This is a genomic window from Pseudomonas sp. GM18 (assembly GCF_000282195.1).
GTDB lineage: Bacteria > Pseudomonadota > Gammaproteobacteria > Pseudomonadales > Pseudomonadaceae > Aquipseudomonas.
Map to the genome: position 1 here is coordinate 77,873 of NZ_AKJT01000038.1, position 22,762 is coordinate 100,634.

Annotated in this window: 22 protein-coding genes; 7 read left to right on the forward strand and 15 right to left on the reverse strand. The window is 61.0% G+C overall.

Annotated features, from left to right (window positions below):
- Complete coding sequence (lnt, locus tag PMI21_RS16765; protein WP_007937403.1) at positions 1 to 1,524, forward strand: apolipoprotein N-acyltransferase; 1,524 nt, start codon at positions 1 to 3, stop codon at positions 1,522 to 1,524.
- A 33-nt stretch (positions 1,525 to 1,557) separates the two neighbouring features.
- Here the strand turns inward: lnt and PMI21_RS16760 are convergent, their stop codons facing one another.
- Both PMI21_RS16760 and PMI21_RS16755 read right to left on the reverse strand, forming a co-directional pair.
- The gene (locus tag PMI21_RS16760; RefSeq protein WP_007937405.1) at positions 1,558 to 2,337 is read right to left on the reverse strand and encodes a YdcF family protein; all 780 of its coding nucleotides are present in this window, start codon (positions 2,335 to 2,337) and stop codon (positions 1,558 to 1,560) included.
- A 106-nt stretch (positions 2,338 to 2,443) separates the two neighbouring features.
- The gene (locus PMI21_RS16755) at positions 2,444 to 2,764 is read right to left on the reverse strand and encodes a hypothetical protein (RefSeq protein WP_007937410.1); all 321 of its coding nucleotides are present in this window, start codon (positions 2,762 to 2,764) and stop codon (positions 2,444 to 2,446) included.
- Positions 2,765 to 3,044: 280 nt separating this feature from the next.
- On the opposite strand from PMI21_RS16755, the gene leuS reads away from it, so the two are divergent.
- From leuS to PMI21_RS16730, 5 genes are all read left to right on the forward strand, one after another.
- The gene (gene leuS / locus PMI21_RS16750) at positions 3,045 to 5,651 is read left to right on the forward strand and encodes a leucine--tRNA ligase (RefSeq protein WP_007937412.1); all 2,607 of its coding nucleotides are present in this window, start codon (positions 3,045 to 3,047) and stop codon (positions 5,649 to 5,651) included.
- Positions 5,652 to 5,741: 90 nt separating this feature from the next.
- Positions 5,742 to 6,347: an LPS-assembly lipoprotein LptE gene (locus PMI21_RS16745; protein WP_007937414.1), complete on the forward strand. Its 606-nt coding sequence runs from the start codon at positions 5,742 to 5,744 to the stop codon at positions 6,345 to 6,347.
- A 39-nt stretch (positions 6,348 to 6,386) separates the two neighbouring features.
- The gene (holA, locus tag PMI21_RS16740; RefSeq protein WP_007937416.1) at positions 6,387 to 7,424 is read left to right on the forward strand and encodes a DNA polymerase III subunit delta; all 1,038 of its coding nucleotides are present in this window, start codon (positions 6,387 to 6,389) and stop codon (positions 7,422 to 7,424) included.
- A gap of 210 nt (positions 7,425 to 7,634) precedes the next feature.
- A complete protein-coding gene (gene arfA, locus PMI21_RS16735) occupies positions 7,635 to 7,799 on the forward strand; it encodes an alternative ribosome rescue factor ArfA (protein WP_003176285.1) in 165 nt (54 codons plus the stop codon).
- A 62-nt stretch (positions 7,800 to 7,861) separates the two neighbouring features.
- Entirely contained in the window at positions 7,862 to 9,184 is a 1,323-nt protein-coding gene (locus PMI21_RS16730; RefSeq protein WP_007937418.1) for a lytic murein transglycosylase, read from the forward strand.
- 87 nt (positions 9,185 to 9,271) lie between these two features.
- On the opposite strand, the gene PMI21_RS16725 is transcribed toward PMI21_RS16730, so the two are convergent.
- The 13 genes from PMI21_RS16725 to PMI21_RS16665 all read right to left on the reverse strand — a co-directional run bounded on the left by PMI21_RS16725 (position 9,272) and on the right by PMI21_RS16665 (position 21,849).
- A complete protein-coding gene (locus PMI21_RS16725) occupies positions 9,272 to 10,219 on the reverse strand; it encodes a S66 peptidase family protein (RefSeq protein WP_007937420.1) in 948 nt (315 codons plus the stop codon).
- A gap of 174 nt (positions 10,220 to 10,393) precedes the next feature.
- On the reverse strand, positions 10,394 to 11,416 hold the full coding sequence (gene lipA / locus PMI21_RS16720; protein WP_007937422.1) for a lipoyl synthase: 1,023 nt from the start codon (positions 11,414 to 11,416) through the stop codon (positions 10,394 to 10,396).
- Between the two features lies 1 nt (position 11,417).
- The gene (gene lipB / locus PMI21_RS16715) at positions 11,418 to 12,065 is read right to left on the reverse strand and encodes a lipoyl(octanoyl) transferase LipB (RefSeq protein ID WP_007937425.1); all 648 of its coding nucleotides are present in this window, start codon (positions 12,063 to 12,065) and stop codon (positions 11,418 to 11,420) included.
- A complete protein-coding gene (locus PMI21_RS16710; protein ID WP_007937427.1) occupies positions 12,065 to 12,340 on the reverse strand; it encodes a DUF493 domain-containing protein in 276 nt (91 codons plus the stop codon). The genes lipB and PMI21_RS16710 overlap by 1 nt, the downstream gene beginning before the upstream one ends.
- An 83-nt stretch (positions 12,341 to 12,423) precedes the next feature.
- Complete coding sequence (locus PMI21_RS16705; RefSeq protein WP_007937429.1) at positions 12,424 to 13,581, reverse strand: D-alanyl-D-alanine carboxypeptidase family protein; 1,158 nt, start codon at positions 13,579 to 13,581, stop codon at positions 12,424 to 12,426.
- Between the two features lie 182 nt (positions 13,582 to 13,763).
- A complete protein-coding gene (locus PMI21_RS16700; protein WP_007937431.1) occupies positions 13,764 to 14,774 on the reverse strand; it encodes a septal ring lytic transglycosylase RlpA family protein in 1,011 nt (336 codons plus the stop codon).
- On the reverse strand, positions 14,774 to 15,784 hold the full coding sequence (gene mltB / locus PMI21_RS16695; RefSeq protein ID WP_007937433.1) for a lytic murein transglycosylase B: 1,011 nt from the start codon (positions 15,782 to 15,784) through the stop codon (positions 14,774 to 14,776). The genes PMI21_RS16700 and mltB overlap by 1 nt, the downstream gene beginning before the upstream one ends.
- Before the next feature lie 17 nt (positions 15,785 to 15,801).
- Entirely contained in the window at positions 15,802 to 16,905 is a 1,104-nt protein-coding gene (gene rodA, locus PMI21_RS16690; RefSeq protein WP_050438283.1) for a rod shape-determining protein RodA, read from the reverse strand.
- Between the two features lie 31 nt (positions 16,906 to 16,936).
- Complete coding sequence (gene mrdA / locus PMI21_RS16685; protein ID WP_007937437.1) at positions 16,937 to 18,832, reverse strand: penicillin-binding protein 2; 1,896 nt, start codon at positions 18,830 to 18,832, stop codon at positions 16,937 to 16,939.
- Between the two features lie 10 nt (positions 18,833 to 18,842).
- On the reverse strand, positions 18,843 to 19,310 hold the full coding sequence (gene rlmH / locus PMI21_RS16680; protein WP_007937439.1) for a 23S rRNA (pseudouridine(1915)-N(3))-methyltransferase RlmH: 468 nt from the start codon (positions 19,308 to 19,310) through the stop codon (positions 18,843 to 18,845).
- A 9-nt stretch (positions 19,311 to 19,319) separates the two neighbouring features.
- A complete protein-coding gene (gene rsfS, locus PMI21_RS16675) occupies positions 19,320 to 19,814 on the reverse strand; it encodes a ribosome silencing factor (protein ID WP_007937440.1) in 495 nt (164 codons plus the stop codon).
- A gap of 72 nt (positions 19,815 to 19,886) precedes the next feature.
- Positions 19,887 to 20,576 (reverse strand): nicotinate-nucleotide adenylyltransferase, encoded by a 690-nt coding sequence (gene nadD, locus PMI21_RS16670; RefSeq protein ID WP_007937441.1) that lies wholly within the window; start codon positions 20,574 to 20,576, stop codon positions 19,887 to 19,889.
- 1 nt (position 20,577) lies between these two features.
- On the reverse strand, positions 20,578 to 21,849 hold the full coding sequence (locus PMI21_RS16665; protein WP_007937442.1) for a glutamate-5-semialdehyde dehydrogenase: 1,272 nt from the start codon (positions 21,847 to 21,849) through the stop codon (positions 20,578 to 20,580).
- Between the two features lie 177 nt (positions 21,850 to 22,026).
- On the opposite strand from PMI21_RS16665, the gene PMI21_RS16660 reads away from it, so the two are divergent.
- The gene (locus PMI21_RS16660) at positions 22,027 to 22,722 is read left to right on the forward strand and encodes a DNA-3-methyladenine glycosylase (RefSeq protein WP_007937443.1); all 696 of its coding nucleotides are present in this window, start codon (positions 22,027 to 22,029) and stop codon (positions 22,720 to 22,722) included.
- Positions 22,723 to 22,762 lie beyond the last annotated feature (40 nt).

Sequence of the window (22,762 nt, forward strand, 5' to 3'; positions counted from 1 at the left end):
ATGCTCCGCGTAACCCGCCCCGGCTGGCCCGGTAACCTGCTGGCCGTGGCGGCCGGTGCACTCACCACCCTGGCCCTGGCGCCATTCGATATCTGGCCGCTGGCATTGCTGGCGGTCGGTTTCTTTTACGCCGGTTTGCGCGAACTGAGCCCCCGTCAGGCCCTGGGTCGTGGCTGGTGTTTCGGTTTCGGCCTGTTTGCCGGCGGGACCAGCTGGATCTACTACAGCATTCACAACTTCGGCGGCGCATCTGTACTGCTGGCCGGGTTCTTGATGCTGCTCTTTACCGCAGCGATTGCCTGGTTCTTCGCCCTGCCCGCCTGGATTTGGGCGCGCTGGCTTCGCCGTAACGAAGCGCCGCTGGCCGATGCCCTGGCGTTTGCGGCGTTGTGGGTGGGTCAGGAAGCTTTTCGCGGCTGGTTTCTCACCGGCTTCCCATGGCTCTATTCCGGTTACAGCCAGCTCGACGGCCCATTGGCCGGACTCGCGCCGGTCGGCGGGATGTGGCTGATTTCCTTCGCGCTGGCCCTGACCGCCGCGCTGATCTACAACGCACCGCGCCTGATCCGCACCGCTCGCAAGGGCTTTATTGCCGCTGGCGTGTTGCTGCTGGCCGGCCCGTGGGTGATCGGCATGGCGCTCAAGGAGCATGCCTGGACCAGCCCTTCGGGGGCGCCGCTGAGCGTCGCGGCGATTCAGGGCAACATCGAACAAAGCATGAAATGGGACCCGTCGCAGATCAACGCGCAGCTGGCGCTGTACCGCGACATGAGTTTCAGCTCCAAGCCCGTCGACCTGCTGATCTGGCCGGAAACAGCGGTCCCGGTGCTCAAGGAGTCCGCCGAGGGCTACCTGAACATGATGGGCAGCTTCGCGGCAGAGCGTAAATCCGCGCTGATTACCGGCGTGCCGATTCGTCAGGAAGTCCGTCACGAGAAGCGCTACTTCAACGGCATTACCGTGGTCGGTGAAGGCGATGGCACTTACCTGAAGCAGAAACTGGTGCCATTCGGCGAATACGTTCCGTTGCAGGAAGTCTTGCGCGGCCTGATCGCGTTCTTCGACTTGCCGATGTCCGATTTTGCCCGTGGGCCGTCCGATCAACCGTTGCTACAGGCCAAGGGTTATCAGATTGCGCCGTACATCTGCTACGAAGTGGTCTACCCGGAATTCGCCGCCGGCCTCGCCGCCCGCAGCGATTTGCTGCTGACCATCAGCAACGACACCTGGTTCGGCACCTCGATCGGCCCGCTGCAACACTTGCAGATGGCGCAGATGCGCGCCCTTGAGGCTGGCCGCTGGATGATCCGCGCCACCAACAACGGCGTGACCGGCCTGATCAACCCGTTCGGCCAGATCACCACCCGGATCCCGCAGTTCGAACGCGGCATTCTGTACGGCGAAGTGGTGCCGATGCATGACCTGACGCCGTATCTGCAATGGCGTTCGTGGCCGTTGATCATCATTTGCGTGCTGTTGTTTGGCTGGGCGTTGATGGCCAACCGGATGGCGAAGACCGTTTAACTCAGGCCTGGTGATCATTCCCTGTGGGAATGATCACTCCTCAACAGGCTCGCCTCGATAGAACATCCAATACCCGACCTGCCCCACCGCCTCATTCATCAACTGCCCCGATTGCCAGATCGATTTGAATTCCGGCATCCAGCCGCCCAGTGGCCGCGCATTGTCCACGCCTAAAAACCCCACTGGCGCCGGCACCACCTCAAATCCGGCCTGTTCAAAGCTCCAGACCGCCCGCGGCATATGCCACGCCTGAGTCACGACCACCACCCGTTTGATCCCCTGCGGCAACAATACCTGGGCGCTGAACTGCGCATTTTCCCAGGTTGTGCGGCTGCGTCCTTCCTGCCAGCGCACCGTCACGCCAAAATCATCGAGCAACGAATCCGCCATCAGCTGCGCCTCAGTCGGCGGTGTACCGTAATGCAGGCCGCCGCTGGCCAGAATCGGCAAGCCGGAAGCCTTGGCCAGACGCGCGGCATAGCGCTCGCGCCCAAGACCTACGCCGGTGGGCTGATCGACGCCCCAGGCCAGGTCTCCACGCTCACGCCCCGAACCCAGCACCACGATCGCGTCGGCGCGCTGGCCCAGGGTGGCCCATTCCTCGCGTACGAGCGGCGGCTCGCGCTCCAGAGCCCTGGCACTCCACTCCACCATGACTGGCAGGCTCATCAACCAGAAGCCGCCCACACCCATAACGAAGCACGCTCCCGCCAGCCTCGGCCTTGAGCGGCGCCACCACCAGGCGAGCACCAGTAACAGCAAAAGAACGCCGGGCGGCAATAGAAGTTGTTTAATGAAATAACGAAAAGGCATCGGGCATCTCCATAGATGCCCGAAGCCTAAGTGGGTTAACGCAATGCGACAACAAATGCGGAAGGACTTTGTTTCAAAAAACCATATGCCATGGTTTCAAGTGTCCTTACTTGAATTGCAGAGACCGGACCTTTACCGCGCCTCCGCCGGGTGTCTTATCCTTGAGCCAGATGATCTTGGCCGTACGTGGTGCCTCGAGTTGCTTCACTGCTGCTGACAAGCATCCGTGCGTTTCACGTTCACTGCGGTCCAGATAGGCCTTGACCAGTTCAAACTCTGCGGGGGTCAAACCACGCAGTTCCAGCTCCAGGGGACGCTCGTCGCGAAGCCGTCCAGCGGTTTTGGCCGCGTCCAGGGCCATTGCGAGACGGTCGATCAGTCTTTCATACAGCTCCGGTTTTGTAGCTTTTTGCTGTGAATCAACCATCCATCACCTCATCGAAGATAAGACTCTCTCCCCATTTAGAGCTTAGCTTCGCTGATAAAACCGGCTGAGCGCCGCGACCAACGGCCCTCGGGGCGGAAATTGGCCGCGCCCTAGCGTGTAATCAGGGTTTCCCTCGGTAGAGTGCCGTCATGTATGCTACGGCGCTTCCTGTAACTCCACTTCCAGCTCGCCTGGGCAGCGAAACGCCGATTTGGCGTCATCACCGTCCAGCGTTGCATTGAAGAGGATTAGGCCACCCCTATTCAGTTCAAAAGTAGCCATGCACGAACAATATCAGCCCCGTGAAATCGAAGCCGCCGCCCAGTCGTTCTGGGACGAGCAAAAGTCCTTTGAAGTCAGTGAACAGCCAGGCAAGGAGACTTTCTACTGCCTGTCGATGTTCCCTTACCCCAGCGGCAAGCTACACATGGGGCACGTGCGCAACTACACCATCGGCGACGTGATCTCCCGCTACCAGCGCATGCAAGGCAAGAACGTCCTGCAACCCATGGGTTGGGACGCCTTCGGCATGCCGGCGGAAAACGCCGCGATGAAGAACAACGTAGCGCCCGCCAAGTGGACCTACGAAAACATCGCCTACATGAAAAGCCAGCTGCGCAGCCTGGGCCTGGCGGTGGACTGGTCGCGCGAAGTGACCACCTGCAAGCCCGATTACTACCGTTGGGAACAATGGCTGTTCACTCGTCTGTTCGAAAAAGGCGTGATTTACAAAAAAAGCGGCACCGTGAACTGGGACCCGGTCGACCAGACCGTTCTGGCCAACGAGCAAGTGATCGACGGTCGCGGCTGGCGTTCCGGCGCGCTGATCGAAAAGCGCGAAATCCCGATGTACTACTTCAAGATCACCGCTTACGCGGATGAGCTGCTGGAGAGCCTCGACGAACTGACTGGCTGGCCTGAACAGGTCAAGACCATGCAGCGCAACTGGATCGGCAAATCCCGCGGCATGGAAGTTCAGTTCCCGTACGACGTCGCGTCCATCGGTGAAACCGGCGCGCTGAAAGTCTTCACCACCCGTCCGGATACCCTGATGGGCGCGACCTACGTTGCCGTGGCCGCCGAACACCATCTGGCGGCCCTGGCTGCGCAGAACAACCCTGAGCTGCAAGCGTTCATCGCTGAATGCAAGGGCGGCAGCGTTGCTGAAGCCGACGTTGCCACTCAAGAGAAAAAAGGCCTGCCGACCTCGCTGTTCGTCGAGCACCCGCTGACCGGAGAGAAACTCCCGGTATGGGTCGCCAACTACGTGCTGATGCACTACGGCGATGGCGCGGTCATGGCGGTTCCGGCCCACGACGAGCGTGATTTCGAGTTCGCCCACAAGTACAACCTGCCGATCAAGTCAGTGGTGCGCACAAGTGCAGGTGACACCAACCCGGCCCCGTGGCAGGACGCTTACGGCGAATACGGCACGCTGATCAACTCCGGCGAGTTCGACGGCCTCGACTTCGCAGGCGCTTTCGACGCCATCGAAGTCGCACTGATCAAGAAAAACCTCGGTGCCTCGCGCACCCAGTTCCGCCTGCGCGACTGGGGGATCAGCCGTCAACGCTACTGGGGCTGCCCGATCCCGATCATCCACTGCAATGCTTGTGGTGATGTGCCGGTCCCGGAAGATCAACTGCCTGTCGTGCTGCCGGAAGACGTGGTACCGGACGGCGCTGGTTCGCCATTGGCGCGCATGCCCGAGTTCTACGAGTGCGCTTGCCCGAAATGCGGCGCACCGGCCAAGCGTGAAACCGACACCATGGACACCTTCGTCGAGTCCTCGTGGTACTACGCCCGTTACGCCTCGCCGCACTTTGAAGGTGGCCTGGTAGAAAAATCGGCGGCCGACCACTGGTTGCCGGTGGATCAGTACATCGGCGGTATCGAACACGCGATTCTTCACTTGCTCTACGCGCGCTTCTTCCACAAGCTGATGCGCGATGAAGGCCTGGTGAGCTCCAACGAGCCGTTCAAAAACCTGCTGACCCAGGGCATGGTGATCGCCGAGACTTACTATCGTCGCGAAGCCAACGGTGCCTACACCTGGTTCAACCCGGCGGACGTCGAGCTCGAACGCGACAGCAAGGCCAAGGTCATCAGCGCCAAGCTGATCGCCGACGGCCTGCCGGTGGAAATCGGTGGCACCGAGAAGATGGCCAAGTCAAAGAACAACGGCGTCGACCCGCAGTCGATGATTGACCAGTTCGGCGCAGACACCTGCCGCCTGTTCATGATGTTCGCCTCGCCACCTGACATGAGCGCGGAATGGTCCGACTCCGGAGTAGAAGGCTCGCACCGCTTCCTCAAGCGCGTCTGGCGCCTGGCTCAAGCGCACGTCACTCAGGGCCTGCCGGGCAAACTGGACGTCGCCAGCCTGAACGACGAGCAGAAAACCATTCGGCGTTCGATCCACCAGGCCATCAAGCAGGCCAGCCACGACGTCGGCCAGAACCACAAATTCAACACCGCCATCGCCCAGGTGATGACGCTGATGAACGTGCTGGAAAAAGCCCCGCAAGGCACCGAGCAGGATCGCGCGCTGATTCACGAAGGTCTGGAAACCGTGACTCTGCTGCTGGCCCCGATCACCCCGCACATCAGCCACGAGCTGTGGCATCGCCTGGGCCACGCCGACCCGGTGATCGACGCCGGTTGGCCGGTGCTGGACGAAAGCGCCCTGGTGCAGGACAGCCTGCAACTGGTCATTCAAGTGAATGGCAAGCTGCGCGGCCACATCGAAATGCCAGCCAGCGCCAGCCGCGAAGAAGTCGAAGCCGCCGCACGAGCCAACGAAAACGTCCTGCGCTTCGTCGATGGCCTGACTATTCGCAAAGTGATCGTAGTGCCCGGGAAACTGGTCAATATCGTCGCCAGCTAAAAATTGGATCGGGCGCCAGGTGAGCCTGGCGCCGAGTAAAACCTTTCGGGCCGTTTGACCGGCCCACATGGTTTCAAGGGGAGCAACAAGATGATCAAACGCAATTTGCTGGTGATGGGCCTTGCAGTCCTGCTGAGCGCCTGCGGTTTCCACCTGCGTGGCACTGGCACCACCGAACTGGCGATCAAGGAACTCGACCTGAGCGCCCGCAATGCCTACGGCGAAACCGTGACACAATTACGTCAGGTGCTGGAAAGCAGCGGCGTCCGGGTCTACACCGGCGCACCTTACAAACTGGTGCTGACCGATGAGCAGGAAAGCCAGCGCATCCTCAGCTATGCCGGTGCCGGTCGTACGGGCGAGTACCAAGTGAACACCGTGCTCAATTACGACATCCGTGGTCAGGGTGACCTGCCACTGCTGAGCGACAAGCTTGAAGTGCAGAAGGTGTTCATCCACGATGGCAACAACCTGGTGGGTTCCGACCAGGAAGCCAACGATGCCCGCAAGGACATACGTCGTGAACTGGTTCAACGCATGATGCTGCGTCTGCAACAGCTCACCCCGACTCAGTTGGAACAGCTGCAACAGACCGCCGACGCCCGGGCCAAGGCTGAAGCCGCCGCGATGGAAGCGGCGCAGAAGGCTGAAGCGGAGACTCCGCGTCAGTCGCCTGTCGAACTGCCGAAGCAGTAAGACTTACGGGGCGCTCAGGCGCCCCGTTCGCCTCTTCTTATGAAACTCGCCCCCGCCCAACTCGGCAAACACCTGCAAGGCGCCCTTGCGCCGGTCTACATCATCAGTGGCGATGACCCACTGCTGTGCCAGGAAGCCGCCGACGCCATTCGCGCCGCTGCTCGCCAACAAGGTTTCGATGAACGTCAGGTCTTCGCCGCCGACGCCAGTTTCGACTGGGGTACGCTGCTGCAGGCGGGTGCGAGCATGTCGCTGTTCGCCGAAAAACGTCTTCTGGAACTGCGCCTGCCCTCCGGCAAACCTGGTGACAAAGGCGCCGCCGCGCTCATCGAGTACTGCTCGCGCCCGGCCGAAGACACGCTGCTGCTGATCAGCCTGCCCAAGCTTGATGGCAGTGCGCAGAAAACCAAGTGGGGCAAGGCGCTGGTCGAAGGTCCGCAAACCCAGTTCGTGCAGATCTGGCCCGTGGACACCAACCAGTTGCCGAGCTGGATTCGTCAACGACTGTCCCAGGCTGGGCTTTCCGCCAGCCAGGACGCCGTCGAACTGATCGCCGCTCGGGTCGAAGGCAACTTGCTGGCTGCCGCCCAGGAAATCGAAAAGCTCAAGCTGATGGCCGAAGGTGGCCAGATCACCGTCGAAACCGTGCAAGCGGCGGTGGCCGACAGCGCGCGCTTCGACGTCTTCGGCTTGACCGACGCGATCCTCAACGGCGAAGCCGCTCATGCCCTGCGCATGCTCGAAGGACTGCGCGGCGAAGGCGTCGAACCTCCGGTGATTCTCTGGGCGCTGGCCCGTGAACTGCGCCTGTTGGCCAACCTGTCGCTGCAATACAGCCAGGGTGTGCCGCTGGACAAAGCCTTCAGCCAGGCCCGACCGCCGGTCTGGGACAAGCGCAAACCGCTGATGAGCAAGGCACTGCAACGCTACTCGGCGCAACGCTGGGCGCAATTGCTGCTTGAAGCACAGCGCATCGACGCACAGATCAAAGGCCAGGCGGCAGGTTCACCGTGGATGAGTTTGAGCCGGTTGACGTTGTTGATGGCCGGGCAGAGATTGTCGTTGCCTGCAGAGTAAGGCTTTCGACCGCATAACGGCCCTTCGCGGGCAAGCCTCGCTCCTACAGGTAATGTGGCGTTCACATACCAAAATCCGACACAAAACCTGTAGGAGCGAGGCTTGCCCGCGAAGGCGTCCGAAAGGTCCTACGCAACATGGGTCTAGACAGTCCCCTCACTTGAGTAGATGATTTGCCCCGCAAAATCCACTCACTTGCGAGAGATCATCATGAGCAAAAAGCCATCCAAGCATGGCCCCAACAAGGCCAAATCCATCATCGCCCAGCCACTGTTCCGCAGCCGTCAGGAACGAGCCGGCAAGGGCAAAGGCAGCTACCGCCGCGAAGCCTTCCAGTCTAATAGCTGGGAGGCTTCTTACTTTCTGGCGGCCTGAAAGGCAAGCCATCGCTCAACATGTTAAGGTCTGCACCTGATTCGTATCCTCTGGACCTGTGCATGCCCCTTTGTCTTTCCCGTCGTTGGCACCTTCGCCAATTGATAGCTGCCTCCAGCCTCGTTCTGCTTGTCGCCTGCGCGGAAAAACCCACCGCCGCCGACGCCCAGCCGCTTCAGACCCGCACCGTTGCCACGGCCCCTGCGGTCATTCCGCCGGTGGTTCCGACCGGTGAGAATCTCGACATACAGCCAACCCAGACCTTTGCCGAATGGCAGGCGGGTTTTCGTAAAGACGCCCTCGCCGCCGGCATTCGCGCCGACCTGTTCGACCGTGCCTTTGCCAATGTCAGCCTGGACGCCAGCGTGATCCGTGCCGACCGCAGCCAGCCGGAATTTACTCGCCCGGTGTGGGAATACCTCGATGGCGCGCTGTCGCCGCTGCGGGTGCGCAAAGGTCAGGCACTGGTCAGCCAGTACGCCGATATCCTGCAAAGCATCGAACAGCGCTATGGCGTCGACCGTCAGGCACTGGTCGCGGTGTGGGGCATGGAGAGTAACTTCGGTCAGTTCCAGGGCAACAAGTCAGTGATCAACTCCCTGGCTACCCTGGCCTATGAAGGTCGACGCCCAGGCTTTGCCCATGCGCAACTGATCGCTGCCCTGCAAATCCTGCAACAGGGCGATATTGAACCCGAGAAAATGCTCGGCTCCTGGGCTGGCGCCATGGGCCAGACCCAGTTCATCCCGACCACCTACAACACCCACGCCGTAGACTTCGACGGCGACGGCCGCCGTGACATCTGGAACAGCGCCGCTGATGCACTGGCCTCGACCGCGCACTACCTGCAAAGCTCTGGCTGGCAGAAAGGCCAGCCGTGGGGCTTCGAAGTACAACTGCCGAGCAGCTTCAATTACGTCCTGGCCGATGGCGCGATTCGCAAGAGCGTCGCCGAGTGGCAGCAACTGGGGGTCTCCCTGCCCAATGGTGGCCAGGTTCCGGCCGGTTCCGAACACCTGTCGGCCGCCCTGCTCCTGCCAGCAGGCTATCGCGGCCCGGCATTCCTGATCTTCGATAACTTCCGCGCAATCCTCAAGTACAACAACTCTTCGTCCTACGCCTTGGGCGTGAGCCTGTTGTCCGAGCGTTTCAATGGCGGTGGCCTGATCAACGGTCTATGGCCAAAAGATGACTTGCCGCTGAGCCGTACCGAGCGAATCGAGCTGCAAACCCTGCTGAGCGCCCGGAACTATGACGCTGGCAACCCCGACGGCATCATCGGCGCCAATACCCGTAAAGCCATCCGCAGCGCACAGCAGTCGTTTGGCTGGCCGGCGGATGGGTATCCGACGCACAAGTTGCTCGAAGGTTTGCGTAACCGCTAAAAACAAAAGATCGCAGCCTTTGGCAGCTCCTACGCCGATCTCTGTAGGAGCTCCCGAAGGCTGCGATCTTTTTTTGCTGACTCGTAGCTACTTGATCACCACATCCTGCTCCAACACCAACGTCTTGCTCCCCGCATCCAGCCTGACTAACGCGCCCATGGGCAACGTCAGGTTCGGGTCGCAATGCCCGCTACGCCACCCGGCCAGCACGGGTATGCGCAACGGCGCGAAGGTCTGCTTGAGCAAGCTCTCCAGCGCGATCGTGTCCACACCCGCCACATCTCCCACCAGAACCCCGCGCAACTTGTGCAGCGTGCCGGCCAGACGCAAATGGGTCAGCAGCCGATCAATGCGATACAGCGGCTCGTTGATGTCTTCGATGAACAGGATGGCGCCCTCGGCATCGATCTCGTAAGGCGTGCCCATGGTCGCGGCGATCATCGACAGATTGCCCCCCAGCAAGCGCCCGTGAGCAATGCCTGGCGAGACGGTCGTCAACGGATAGGCCACCGGGTGCGCCAGTACGCTGTCCGCCGTCACCTGCCCGCGCAACATGTTGAAAAACGAGGACTCGGTGGGTTTCTGCTTGTCACCCAGCAGGTCGGCATTGAGCATCGGGCCGTGAAACGTCACGAAACCCGCATAACGGCTGATAGCCAGATGCAGTGCAGTGATGTCGCTATAGCCGATGAACGGTTTGGCATTGTTGCGTAGTAACTCGAAATCGATACGATCGAGCAACCGCGGCGTACCGTAACCGCCCCGCAAACAGATGATGGCGTCGACCTCGCTGTCGGCAAATGCCGCGTGCAAGTCATTGAGCCGCACATCGTCGCTGCCGGCCAGGTAGCCGTCTTTCTCGTAAACGCCGGGGAACACTCGCAGCGAATAGCCGCGAGCGCGCATCCAGGCAATCGCTTTATCGGTATCCAGGGCAGCGGGGCCGGCAGGCGCAATGACGCCGATCAGCCCTTCAGGCGGCAAGGCCGGAACAGGGACGTGAGGACAAAGGGTGTGGGTCGGTCGAGCAGTCATCCATGATTCTCCCTGTGTGAATGCTTCAGCACACAGTAGTCAGGAACGGGAATAAACAAAAGAGGGTCGGTCGCACCACGGCTTGCAGGAAAAGACTGCAGAGGATGTGGGCACCGCCAATGAAAACGCCCGCAAGGACTAACCTTGCGGGCGTGTTCTTTTCTCAGCGCGGAATCAGGACGACATCAACTCGGCCTTGACCAGCTTCGCCTGCTCGTCGGCGTGGTACGAGGAGCGTACCAGCGGGCCGGAAGCGACGTTCTTGAAGCCCATCTTGTAACCTTCCTCGGCAAACCAGGCGAAGGTGTCCGGGTGCACGAAGCGCTGGACCGGCAAGTGGCTGCGGGACGGTTGCAGGTACTGGCCCAGGGTCAGCATGTCGATGTCGTGTTCGCGCATGCGCTTCATGACTTCGATGACTTCTTCGTCGGTCTCGCCCAGGCCCAGCATCAGGCCGGACTTGGTCGGAATGTGCGGCATCATCTGCTTGAAGCGTTGCAGCAGGGTCAGCGACCACTGGTAATCCGACCCCGGACGCGCAGCCTTGTACAGGCGCGGCACGGTTTCCAGGTTGTGGTTGAACACATCCGGCGGCTCGGCGGCGGTGATTTCCAGCGCGATGTCCATGCGGCCACGGTAGTCCGGAACCAAAGTTTCGAGCTGTACGTTCGGCGACAGTTTGCGGATTTCGCGGATGCAGTCGGCAAAGTGCTGGGCACCGCCGTCACGCAGGTCATCGCGGTCTACCGAGGTGATGACCACGTATTTCAGTTTCAGGTCGGCGATGGCGATGGCCAGGCTTTCCGGCTCGTTCACGTCCAGTGGCTTCGGACGGCCGTGGCCAACGTCGCAGAACGGGCAGCGACGGGTGCAGATGTCACCCATGATCATGAAAGTCGCGGTGCCGCCGGAGAAGCACTCGCCCAGGTTCGGGCAGGATGCTTCTTCGCAAACGCTATGCAGCTTGTGTTTGCGCAGCAGGGCCTTGATGCGGTCGACCTCCGGGGAAACCGGGATGCGCACGCGAATCCAGTCGGGTTTCTTCGGCAGTTCGGTGGTCGGGATGATCTTCACCGGGATGCGTGCAACCTTCTCGGCGCCGCGCAGCTTGACGCCGGCTTCAACCTTGGCACGCGGGGCCGGACGCTCGGTGACATCGAGCGTCGGGATCATGGTTTGCACTGCATCAGTAGTCATATCAATCGATTCCGCCCGTTAGGGTCGTCTGCTCAGCATAGTCGAGGTGTTTGACGAGCTGCGCGCGCAGCCGGGCACTTACCTCGGCAAATTCAATCGGTCCTGCGTGATCACGGAGCTGGGTCATCGCCAGCCCGGCATAGCCGCAGGGATTAATCCGTCGAAACGGTTCCAGGTTCATATCCACGTTCAGGGCCAGGCCATGAAAGGAACAACCGTGGCGGATCCGCAGACCCAGGGACGCGATTTTCGCGCCATCGACATAGACACCCGGTGCATCCGGCTTGGCGGATGCGGTCACGCCGTAACTGGCCAGCAACTCGATCAGGCACTGCTCCATGCGGCTGACCAGGTCACGCACACCGAAACCCAGCTTGCGCACATCCAGCAACAGGTAGGCCACCAATTGGCCCGGACCGTGGTAAGTCACCTGACCACCGCGATCGACCTGCACCACCGGAATATCGCCTGGCAGCAACAGGTGCTCAGCCTTGCCGGCCTGGCCCTGGGTGAACACCGGCGGGTGCTCGACCAGCCAGATCTCGTCGGCGGCATCGCTGCCGCGTTCGTTGGTGAAGCGCTGCATGGCATGCCAGACTGGCTCGTAAGCCATCTGGCCGAGTTCGCGAAAGCCCAGCGTGCCAGGCATCACAGCACCATGTGCACGAAGCCGGTAGCCCGCAGTTCGCTGTTGATGTTGTACAGCTGGTCCTGGTCGGTGGCGACGATGTGCAACTGAATCGTGGTGTACTTGCCGTTGGTGCTTTGGCGCTCGTCGACACGCTCATCGTTGATGGTCGCGTGTTTCTTGACGATGTCGATGATCTTGTCTTTGTTACCGACGCCCGTATCGCTGATCACCTTAACCGGATAATCAACCTGGGGAAATTCGATCTTTGGCGCCTTTACTTCAGTATCGGTCATGGCGTAACGGCCTCGTAAGCGTAAGCCGTGGCGACAGCAAGGCCCCACGCCGGATCAGCGCGGGGTCATGCAGGTGCACACTATCAGTTGAACAAGCCGTAGAAGAATAGACGGATGCTATCCCACATGCGGCGGAAGATACCACCCTCGTCGACCGCGTCCAGAGCGATCAGGTCGGCGCTGTGCACCACTTTGTCGTCCAGTTTCACTTCGACTTTACCGATCACGTCGCCCTTGGCGATGGGTGCAACCAGTTGCGGGTTCATGGTCATGCTGGCAGCAAGCTTTTTCAGCTGGCCTTTAGGCAAGGTCATGGTCAGGTCTTCAGCCAGGCCGGCCTTGACTTGATTGGTGGTGCCTTTCCAGACAGGTGCCTGAGCCAGCTCGGCGCCTTTCTGATAGAAGGTCTGGGTTTCGAAGAAGCGGAAACCGTAAGTCAACAGCTTCTGGGTTTCGGCAGCACGAGCCACTTCGCTGCTGGTGCCGAACACCACGGCGATCAGGCGCATGCCATCACGTACGGCCGAAGACACCATGCAGTAGCCGGCTTCGTCGGTGTGACCGGTTTTCAGACCGTCGACAGTCTTGTCGCGCCACAGCAGCAGGTTGCGGTTAGGCTGCTTGATGCCGTTCCAGAAGAACTCTTTCTGCGAGTAGATCGCGTAGTGAGCCGGGTCTTCGTGGATGATCGCGCGAGCCAGCACGGCCATGTCGTGAGCCGACGAGTAGTGCTCCGGGTTCGGCAGGCCGGTCGGGTTCATGAAGTGGGTATTGCTCATGCCCAGATCAGCAACGGTTTTGTTCATCAGGTCGGCGAACGCGTCTTCGCTGCCGGCGATGTGCTCGGAGAGCGCAACACTGGCGTCGTTGCCCGACTGAATGATGATGCCGTGCAGCAGATCGCTGACGGTGACTTGCGAGCCGACCTTGATGAACATCCGCGAACCGCCGGTACGCCAGGCGTTCTCGCTGACGGTCACCGGATCGTTTTCGCCGATCTGGCCACGACGGATTTCCAGGGTCGCGATGTACGCGGTCATCAGCTTGGTCAGGCTGGCCGGCGGCAGACGCTGGTCACCGTTGTTCTCTACCAGCACGTTGCCGCTGCTGGCGTCCATGAGTACATAGGCTTTGGCGGCCAGTTGCGGTGGCGACGGCATCATCTCGACCGCGAAAGCCGCGGGTGAGAGAAGCAGCGGGACTAGCAGGCACAGGCGTTTGGCAAAGGTGGTGATGTTCATCCGTCTCTCGAAATCGCTAATGGAAACTGCCCTAGGGCAAAACTAATCAGACAACTTTTTAATAAGCTGTCACGTGTTCAGTTGCTCACTCTGTAACCCTTGCCGGGCTTTTGTTCTTCAACGAGCCAACAACCCGGTTCGCCCCCCAAACCGCAAGCGAACCGTCAATCAAGTACTACGTGTTACTCGGCGCTGACCAGGCTCGGCGAGCCGAGATTGGCCAGCCGCACGCTGTTCTGCACCTGCTGGATTTCACCTGGCGAGCCAATCGGCCCCATGCGCACCCGATGCAGTGTCTGTTGGTTACGCACGATCGAGCTGATGAACACCGGAGCGCTCACCATCCCGCTGAGCTTCGATCTCAGGAGTTCTGCAGCGTCCGGGTTGGCGAACGCGCCCACCTGCAGATACTGGCCAGAGGCTGGTACAGAAGCGTTTTTTTTTGCATCGATCTGCACGGGCACAACGGCCGCGGCGTGTTGCTGCGGCGGTGGCGTCCATTGCTCGACGGTGCCGGTGGAGGCGGTCACGGTCGGCGTGGCATTTTGCGCCACTTGTGGCTCGTTGAGCATCAACGGAGCCGGACGACCTTTCTGCGCCCACCATTCTTGCGGGTCGATGCCTTCGACCTTGACCCGCGCCGTGCCGATTTCAGCGTAGCCGAGCTTCTTGGCGGCCGCGTAGGACAAGTCGATGATCCGGTCCGAATAGAACGGCCCACGGTCATTGACCCGCAGAATCACCGTCTTGTTGTTGTCCAGGTTGGTCACCCGAACGTAACTTGGCAGTGGCAAGGTCTTGTGGGCTGCGCTCATGCCATACAGGTCATACACCTCGCCGTTGGCGGTGTTCTGGCCATGGAACTTGGTGCCGTACCAGGACGCCGTGCCCGAAGCGACGTAACGCTTGGACTCTTGCAGCGGGAAGTAGGTTTTGCCCAGCACGGTGTACGGGTTGGCTTTATAAGGACCGCTGTGCAGGGTCGGCGTGGCATCCGGGATGCGCGATACGTCGACGTCCCACCAGGGTGCGCCATCCTTGTGAGCCCGGTTGATGTCCAGGCCGGGGGCCGAACGAACGGCGGTAGAGGACTTCTGAGTCGGCGAGCGGCTGGTCGAACAACTGGCGACCAACACCGCCAACGCGGCGAATGCCATGAGCTTCAGGGGTTTATTCATAGGCAATGCCCGCATTACTTGACGCCCCGTGCTTGTACCAGCTGTTCAGACAGTTGATGTACAGCCATGGCGTACATCACGCTGCGGTTATAACGCGTGATCGCGTAAAAATTCGTCAGGCCCATCCAGTATTCGGGGCCATTGTCACCTTCCAGGCGGAAAGCCGTGACCGGCATATCATCGCGCAGCGCATCATGACTCGACCAGCCCAGCGCCCGCAACTCCCCGACGGTTTTCGTCGGTTCGATGCCGTCGGTCAGCCCGTCGTCCACCTGATCGCCGCGCACATCGGCGCGGCTGACCACAGATTCGCCGGCGAGCCAGCCGTGTTGCTTGAAATAACTGGCGACGCTGCCGATGGCATCATCCGGGTTGGTCCAGATATTAATGTGGCCATCACCGTCGAAATCCACGGCATAGGCGCGAAAACTGCTCGGCATGAACTGCGGCAACCCCATGGCCCCGGCGTAGGAGCCTTTGAGGGTCAGCGGGTCGACCTGCTCTTCACGAGCCAGCAGCAGGAATTCGCGTAATTCCTTGCGGAAGAAATCGGCACGGGGAGGATAGTCGAAACCCAGGGTCGACAAGGCGTCGATCACCCGATAATTACCGGTATTGCGACCAAAAAAGGTCTCGACGCCGATGATCGAGACGATCACCTGCGCCGGCACGCCGTATTCCTGCTCGGCGCGAGCCAGCACTGCTTCGTGCTGACGCCAGAAGTCCACGCCACGGGCGATGCGCGCGTCGGTGATGAACATCGGGCGATATTCTTTCCACTGCTTGACGCGTTCGGCGGGTTTGGAGATGGCGTCCAGAATCGACTGTTTGCGCTCGGCTTCGCGGAACACGCCCATCAGCTGTTCACCGGCAAAGCCGTAGTCACGGGTCATTTCACCAACGAACTCGGCCACCTGGGGTGAACCTTCGTAATCGCCGGCCAATGCTTCCTGCACGGAACCAAGGATGCTCACCAGGCCGACCCACGGTGCGTATCGAGTCGCCCAGCCACGCATTACTTGCATTGAAATCTTCACCTTATTCAAACCTGTGCGATCCACTTACGATGGGTATGGATCGACATCAAAACCCCAAACGCTGACAGCAGCGTCACCAGCGAAGTTCCTCCGTAGCTAATGAACGGCAACGGCACCCCCACCACCGGCAACAGGCCACTGACCATACCGATGTTGACGAAAACGTAAACAAAAAACGTCATGGTCAGGCTGCCCGCGAGCAATTTGCCAAACAACGTCTGAGCCTGGGCGGTAATCACCAGCCCGCGACCGATCAACAGCAGGTAAATCAGCAACAGCGCGCAGATGCCTACAAGGCCGAATTCTTCGCCCAGGACCGCAATAATGAAGTCAGTGTGGCTTTCCGGCAGGAAGTCCAGGTGCGACTGGGTGCCGAGCAACCAGCCTTTGCCGAACACGCCGCCGGAACCGATAGCCGCTTTCGACTGAATGATGTTCCAGCCGGTGCCCAGCGGATCGCTCTCGGGGTCGAGGAAGGTCAGGATTCGCTGCTTTTGATAGTCGTGCATGATGAAGAACCACATAGCCACGGCCACCGGCACGGCGGCGGCGATCACGCTGAGGATCCAGCGCCAGCGCAGGCCGCCCATGAACAGCACGAACGCGCCCCCGGCGAGGATCAGCAACGAAGTGCCGAGGTCGGGCTGACGCACGATCAGAATGAACGGGACACCGATCAGCACCAGACTGATCCCCACGTGCTTGAGCTGTGGCGGCAGCGAGCGCTTGGCCAGGTACCAGGCGATGGTCGCCGGCATCAGGATCTTCATGAATTCCGAAGGCTGGAAGCGGATCACCCCGGGGATATTGATCCAGCGGGTGGCCCCCATGGCGTTGTGGCCCATGACGTCCACCACCACCAGCAAGATCACGCCGACCACATAACCGAGCGGCACCCAGCGGGCCATGAAGCGCGGTTCGAACTGGGCGATGACGATCATCGATACCAGGCCGATGCCGAAGGAAGTGGCTTGCTTGGCCAACAGATCCCAGCTCTTGCCGCTGGCCGAATACAGCACGAACAGGCTGCCGGCGGCGAGGGTCAGCAGCAGGATCAGCAACGGGCCGTCGATGTGCAGCCGTTGCAACAGCGTCGCACGGCGACGCATCACATCCTCGCTGGAGAGCATGCGATCGAAATTATTCTTCACGGGCCGTAGCCTCCGCACTGATAGGGCTGGCGTATTCGGCTTTCAGTCGGCCGTCCTGGTCCAGGAGCCAGGCGTCCATCACTTGACGCACCACTGGCGCGGCGACGCCGGAGCCGGACTCGCCGTTTTCGACCATCACCGACACCACGATTTTCGGGTTGTCGGCCGGTGCGAAACCAACGAACAAGGCGTGATCGCGGTGGCGCTCCTGCACCTTGGAGCGGTCGTACTTCTCGCCCTGCTTGATCGCGACCACCTGGGCCGTACCACTTTTGCCGGCGATCCGGTATTGCGCGCCGATCGATGCCTTGCGCGCCGTACCCCGGGCACCGTGCATCACTTGCTGCATGCCGTGGTTGACCTTGGTCCAGTCCGACGGGTCGCGCAGGATAATGTCCGGCATCGGATTTTCATCCTTCGGCTTCTCACCCTCGATGGTCTTGGCCAGATGCGGACGATTCCAGACACCCTTGTTGGCCACCAGCGCCGTGGCCTGCGCCAGTTGCAACGGAGTGGACTGCATGTAGCCTTGCCCGATCCCCAGAATCAGCGTCTCGCCCGGGAACCAGGCCTGACGACGGGTCACGCGCTTCCATTCCCGTGTCGGCATCAGCCCCGGCGACTCTTCGAACATGTCCAGGGAAACCTTCTGGCCAATGCCGAATTTGCTCAGATAGGACGACAACCGATCAATCCCCAGCTTGTGCGCCAGGTCATAGAAGTAGGTGTCGTTGGAACGCATGATCGCCGTGTCGAGATCGACGAAGCCGTCACCGGTACGGTTCCAGTTGCGGTACTTGTGATCGTAGTTGGGCAGCATGTAGTAACCCGGGTCGAACACCCTGGTCGACGCCGTGACCACGCCCGCATCCAGGCCGGCAATCGCCACCGCCGGCTTGATGGTCGAACCCGGCGGGTACAGACCGCGCAGCACGCGGTTGAACAGTGGCCGGTCGATGGAGTCACGCAGCTCGGAGTAGGCCTTGAAACTGATGCCGGTGACGAACAGGTTCGGGTCGAAACTCGGCTGGCTGACCATCGCCAGCACTTCGCCGGTCGCCGGATCCAGCGCCACGACCGCACCACGGCGACCGCCGAGTGCAGCTTCGGCGGCTTCCTGCAATTTGATGTCCAGGCTCAGGACGATGTCCTTGCCGGAAATCGGTTCGGTACGCTTGAGTACCCGCAGCACGCGGCCACGGGCGTTGGTCTCGACTTCTTCGTAACCGACCTGACCGTGCAATTCGGGCTCGTAGAAGCGCTCGATGCCGGTTTTGCCAATCTGATGGGTGCCGCTGTAACTCACCGGGTCCAGAGTCTTGAGCTCTTTCTCGTTGATCCGCCCCATATATCCCACCGAGTGCGCAAAGTGCGCGCCCTGCGGATAGTGACGAACCAGCTGCGCGACCACTTCCACGCCCGGCAGACGGAACTGGTTCACCGCGATGCGGGCGATCTGCTCTTCGGTCAGCTCGAACAGGATCGGCACCGGCTCGAACGGCCGACGCCCCTGACGCATGCGTTTCTCGAAGATCACCCGGTCCTCGGGCGTCAGCTCCAGCACCTCGACGATCACGTCGAGCACTTGCTGCCAGTCGCCGGAGCGTTCGCGGGTCATGCTCAGGCTGAAGCTGGGCCGGTTGTCGGCCACCACCACGCCATTGCGGTCGAAGATCAGCCCGCGAGTTGGCGGAATCGGCTGCACATGGACGCGGTTGTTCTCCGACAGGGTCGAGTGGTACTCGTACTGGATCACCTGAAGGAAATACAGCCGCGCGATCAGCACGCCAATCAGCGTCACTACCGCAATAGCCCCGAACACGACGCGGCCACGCACCAGACGGGCGTCTTTTTCGTGGTCCTTGATGCGGATCGGCTGGGACATGAGGGCAGAACTACTTGTGGTAAGGGTGGCCGGACAACACTGTCCAGGCACGATACAGCTGTTCGCCGATCAGAATCCGCACCAGTGGGTGCGGCAACGTCAACGGCGACAACGACCAACGTTGATCCGCCCGGGCACAGACTTCCGGCGCCAGCCCCTCGGGGCCGCCGACCATGAAATTCACCGTGCGCGAGTCCAGCCGCCAGCGATCGAGTTCGACCGCCAGTTGCTCGGTGCTCCAGGGCTTGCCGTGGACTTCGAGGGTGACAACACGCTCGTTCGGCCCGACCTTGGCCAGCATGGCTTCGCCTTCCTGACGGATAAAGCGCGCCACGTCAGCGTTCTTGCCGCGGGTGTTGAGCGGAATTTCCACCAGTTCCAGCGCCAGCTCGGAAGGAAGACGCTTGGCATATTCATGCCAGCCTTCTTCCACCCACTTGGGCATGCGTGAACCGACGGCGATCAGTCGCAGTCGCACAGCGTTCCCTTATTGCTGGTCTTTGTTGAGCTTGGTGAAATGCTCATGGGTGTTCTCAGGGCTGTGGTGTGCAGCGCTGGCAGAACGGCTTTGCTCGGCGCCGGCCCACAGGCGTTCCAGGTCATAGAACTGGCGCGCCGAGGCAGTCATCATGTGCACGATGACGTCGTCCATATCCAGCAGTACCCAGTCGCTGTCGCCCTTGCCTTCTTCACCCAGCGGCTTGACGCCTTGGGCTTTGACAGCTTCGCGGACCTTGTCCAGCATCGCGCCGATCTGGCGGTTGGACGTACCGGTGGCGATGATCATGTAGTCAGTGATGCTCTGCTTTTCACGAACGTCGATCACCTGAATGTCCTGGGCCTTGACGTCTTCCAGGGCCGCTACGGCAACCTTGACCAGCTCTTCGCCGGCCAGTGGTGCGCCAGTTGGTGCTTCTACTGGCAGCGGTGCGCTCTTGAATGTGCCCTTGCGCTTTACTTTGCTTACGTCTTTGTCAGTCATATAAAACTCGTTTTGCTCGTATGTTCGGGCGCTTCGATACACGCATTCACGTGCCTTGAAGCGCGCCCTTTTTCAGTTCGACGCACGGTAAAGTCCGTGCGCATCGATGTAGGCCAGGACCGCGTCGGGCACCAGGAAACGTACCGACTTACCGCTGGCCAGCAGTTGACGGATCTGGGTGGCGGATACCGCGAGCGGTGTCTGCCAGACGAATGCAATCTGTCCGCTCGGCCCTTTGAGGGCCAGCGGGTCGTTCACCGAACGTGCTGCCAGCAGGTTGCGCAAGGCATCCGGCGGTTCGCTGTCGGCATCCGGGCGTTGCAGCACCAGGATGTGGCAATGCTGGAGCAACTCTTCCCAGCGGTGCCAAGTGGGCAGGCCGCAAAATGCGTCCCAGCCCAAAAGTAGAAAAACCTGGTCTGAAGCGGCAAGTTCGGCGCGCATCAGTTCCAGGGTGTCGATGGTGTAGGACGGCTTGTCCCGCTGCAATTCGCGGGCATCCACCACCAACGGTGCCACACCGGCCACCGCGCACTTGACCATCGCCAGACGGTCCTTCGCCGACACCTGCGGCTTGTCCCGATGGGGGGGCCTGGCACTGGGTGTCAGACGCAACTCATCGAGCACCAGCGATTCGGCGACTTCCAGCGCACCGCGCAAATGGCCGATGTGCACCGGGTCGAAGGTCCCGCCCAGTACGCCAATGCGTCGAGGCCGGGGCTCGCTGGCGGTCACTGGGGCTGACGGGTCGAGGTCGCCCAAGTCAGAGCGACTCCTGGCCGCGCAACTGACCGTCACCGACCACGATGTACTTCTCGCAGGTCAGTCCTTCGAGGCCCACCGGGCCGCGGGCGTGCAGCTTATCAGTAGAAATGCCAATCTCGGCACCCAATCCGTATTCGAAGCCATCGGCGAAGCAGGTCGGGGTGTTGATCATCACCGAGGACGAATCGACTTCAGCCACGAAACGCCGGGTGTCGGCCAGGTTTTCGCTGACGATCGAATCGGTGTGATGGGAGCCGTACTGGTTGATGTGTTCGATGGCCTGATCCAACCCGTCGACCACGCGGATCGAGAGAATCGGCGCCAGGTATTCGGTAGTCCAGTCTTCTTCAGTGGCCGCGACCGCCTCGATGATCGCCCGGGTGCGCTCACAACCACGCAGTTCGACGCCTTTTTCGCGGAACCGGGCAGCCATCGCCGGCAGAAACTCTTTGGCGACGGCTTGATCGACCAACAGGGTTTCCATCGCGCCACAGATGCCATAACGGTAAGTCTTGGCGTTGAACGCAATGCGTTGGGCTTTCGGCAGATCGGCGTGGGCACTGACGTAGACGTGACAGATGCCGTCCAGGTGCTTGATGACGGGCACACGGGCATCGCGGCTAACCCGTTCGATCAGGCCACGGCCGCCACGGGGCACGATGACGTCGACGTATTCGGGCATGGTGATCAGCGCGCCGACGGCGGCACGGTCGGTGGTTTCGACTACTTGCACCACCGCAGCCGGCAGATCAGCCTCGGCCAGGCCGCGCTGGATGCAGGCGGCAATGGCACGGTTGGAGTGAATCGCTTCGGAGCCACCACGCAGGATGGTCGCGTTGCCGGACTTCAGGCACAGGCTGGCAGCATCGATGGTCACGTTCGGCCGCGACTCGTAGATGATCCCGATCACACCCAATGGCACGCGCATCTTGCCGACCTGAATGCCCGACGGCCGATGACTCATGTCACGGATTGCGCCGACCGGGTCCGGCAGGGCCGCCACCTGACGCAAACCGACGATCATGCCGTCGATGCGCGCCGGGGTCAGCGCCAGGCGTTCCAGCAGGGCCGGCTCAAGACCATTGGCACGGCCAGCGGCCAAATCCAGTTCATTGGCTGCGGTCAGCTCGGCGCGGGAAGCGTCCAGCGCATTGGCAGCCGCCTGCAAGGCGCGGTTTTTCTGCGCGGTGCTGGCACGGCCGATCACGCGGGAAGCTTCGCGGGCGGCGCGACCCAAACGGGTCATATAGTCAAGAACGGACTCAGTCATGGTCTGCTGTGGTCTTGGTAAAGAGGAAAGCGGCAGATTATAGCTGTCGCGTCTCGGGACTAACAGCGGTGACGGGCGGATGGTCGAAATGGAGGGCAATTTGCCGACGTTCAGCCGTGATTAAGCCGCTTATTGTTATCATCACGACTCAATCAGCCCTGATAAACGCTGTTCATCATGACTAACCTGACTGTCCGTGCGTCCGATATGCGCCCACCCAAGGCGCTGCCGGATGCGTTTTTCGACCGCGATGCCCAAACCCTGGCCCGGGATTTACTGGGCAAAATCATCCGTCATCGGGTCGGCGACCTGTGGCTCAGCGCCCGGATCATTGAAACCGAAGCCTATTACTGCGAAGAAAAAGGTAGCCACGCCTCCCTGGGTTACACAGAAAAGCGTAAGGCTTTGTTTCTGGATGGCGGCCACATCTATATGTACTACGCCCGCGGCGGCGACTCCCTGAATTTCAGCGCCCAAGGTCCGGGCAATGCGGTGCTGATCAAATCCGCCTATCCATGGGTCGATGAGCTGAGCGGGCCAGCCAGCCTGGCGCAGATGCTGCTGAACAATCCCGACGCTCAGGGCCGCCCTCGCCCCTCGCAAAAGCTGTGCGCCGGGCAGACCTTACTGTGCAAGGCGCTGGGGCTGAAGGTGCCGGTCTGGGACGCCAAGCGCTTTGACCATGAGGTGCTGCTGGTGGAAGACATCGGGCCTGCGCCCGGCCACATCATCCAGACCACCCGCCTGGGCATCCCCCAGGGGCGCGACGAACATTTGATGTACCGTTTCGTCGACGCGGCCTACGCCGCCTATTGCACTCGGAACCCGCTGCGACGCGGGCAAGTCGAAGGTCGCGATTATTTTTTGCTGTGAACACAATCGCCTGTAGGAACTGACGAAGGCTGCGATCTTT

What these genes read in the sequence shown, in the direction of transcription:
- leuS (WP_007937412.1), top strand. Translation starts at nt 3,045, where the DNA reads ATGCACGAACAATATCAGCCCCGTGAAATCGAAGCCGCCGCCCAGTCG.
- PMI21_RS16710 (WP_007937427.1), bottom strand. Translation starts at nt 12,340, where the DNA reads ATGACCGATACTGAAGTAAAGGCGCCAAAGATCGAATTTCCCCAGGTT.
- PMI21_RS16760 (WP_007937405.1), bottom strand. Translation starts at nt 2,337, where the DNA reads ATGCCTTTTCGTTATTTCATTAAACAACTTCTATTGCCGCCCGGCGTT.
- lnt (WP_007937403.1), top strand. Translation starts at nt 1, where the DNA reads ATGCTCCGCGTAACCCGCCCCGGCTGGCCCGGTAACCTGCTGGCCGTG.
- arfA (WP_003176285.1), top strand. Translation starts at nt 7,635, where the DNA reads ATGAGCAAAAAGCCATCCAAGCATGGCCCCAACAAGGCCAAATCCATC.
- PMI21_RS16665 (WP_007937442.1), bottom strand. Translation starts at nt 21,849, where the DNA reads ATGACTGAGTCCGTTCTTGACTATATGACCCGTTTGGGTCGCGCCGCC.
- mrdA (WP_007937437.1), bottom strand. Translation starts at nt 18,832, where the DNA reads ATGTCCCAGCCGATCCGCATCAAGGACCACGAAAAAGACGCCCGTCTG.
- lipA (WP_007937422.1), bottom strand. Translation starts at nt 11,416, where the DNA reads ATGACTACTGATGCAGTGCAAACCATGATCCCGACGCTCGATGTCACC.
- rsfS (WP_007937440.1), bottom strand. Translation starts at nt 19,814, where the DNA reads ATGACTGACAAAGACGTAAGCAAAGTAAAGCGCAAGGGCACATTCAAG.
- PMI21_RS16745 (WP_007937414.1), top strand. Translation starts at nt 5,742, where the DNA reads ATGATCAAACGCAATTTGCTGGTGATGGGCCTTGCAGTCCTGCTGAGC.
- PMI21_RS16725 (WP_007937420.1), bottom strand. Translation starts at nt 10,219, where the DNA reads ATGACTGCTCGACCGACCCACACCCTTTGTCCTCACGTCCCTGTTCCG.
- holA (WP_007937416.1), top strand. Translation starts at nt 6,387, where the DNA reads ATGAAACTCGCCCCCGCCCAACTCGGCAAACACCTGCAAGGCGCCCTT.
- mltB (WP_007937433.1), bottom strand. Translation starts at nt 15,784, where the DNA reads ATGCAAGTAATGCGTGGCTGGGCGACTCGATACGCACCGTGGGTCGGC.
- rodA (WP_050438283.1), bottom strand. Translation starts at nt 16,905, where the DNA reads ATGCGTCGCCGTGCGACGCTGTTGCAACGGCTGCACATCGACGGCCCG.
- PMI21_RS16755 (WP_007937410.1), bottom strand. Translation starts at nt 2,764, where the DNA reads ATGGTTGATTCACAGCAAAAAGCTACAAAACCGGAGCTGTATGAAAGA.
- PMI21_RS16730 (WP_007937418.1), top strand. Translation starts at nt 7,862, where the DNA reads ATGCCCCTTTGTCTTTCCCGTCGTTGGCACCTTCGCCAATTGATAGCT.
- PMI21_RS16660 (WP_007937443.1), top strand. Translation starts at nt 22,027, where the DNA reads ATGACTAACCTGACTGTCCGTGCGTCCGATATGCGCCCACCCAAGGCG.
- lipB (WP_007937425.1), bottom strand. Translation starts at nt 12,065, where the DNA reads ATGCCTGGCACGCTGGGCTTTCGCGAACTCGGCCAGATGGCTTACGAG.
- PMI21_RS16705 (WP_007937429.1), bottom strand. Translation starts at nt 13,581, where the DNA reads ATGAACATCACCACCTTTGCCAAACGCCTGTGCCTGCTAGTCCCGCTG.
- PMI21_RS16700 (WP_007937431.1), bottom strand. Translation starts at nt 14,774, where the DNA reads ATGCGGGCATTGCCTATGAATAAACCCCTGAAGCTCATGGCATTCGCC.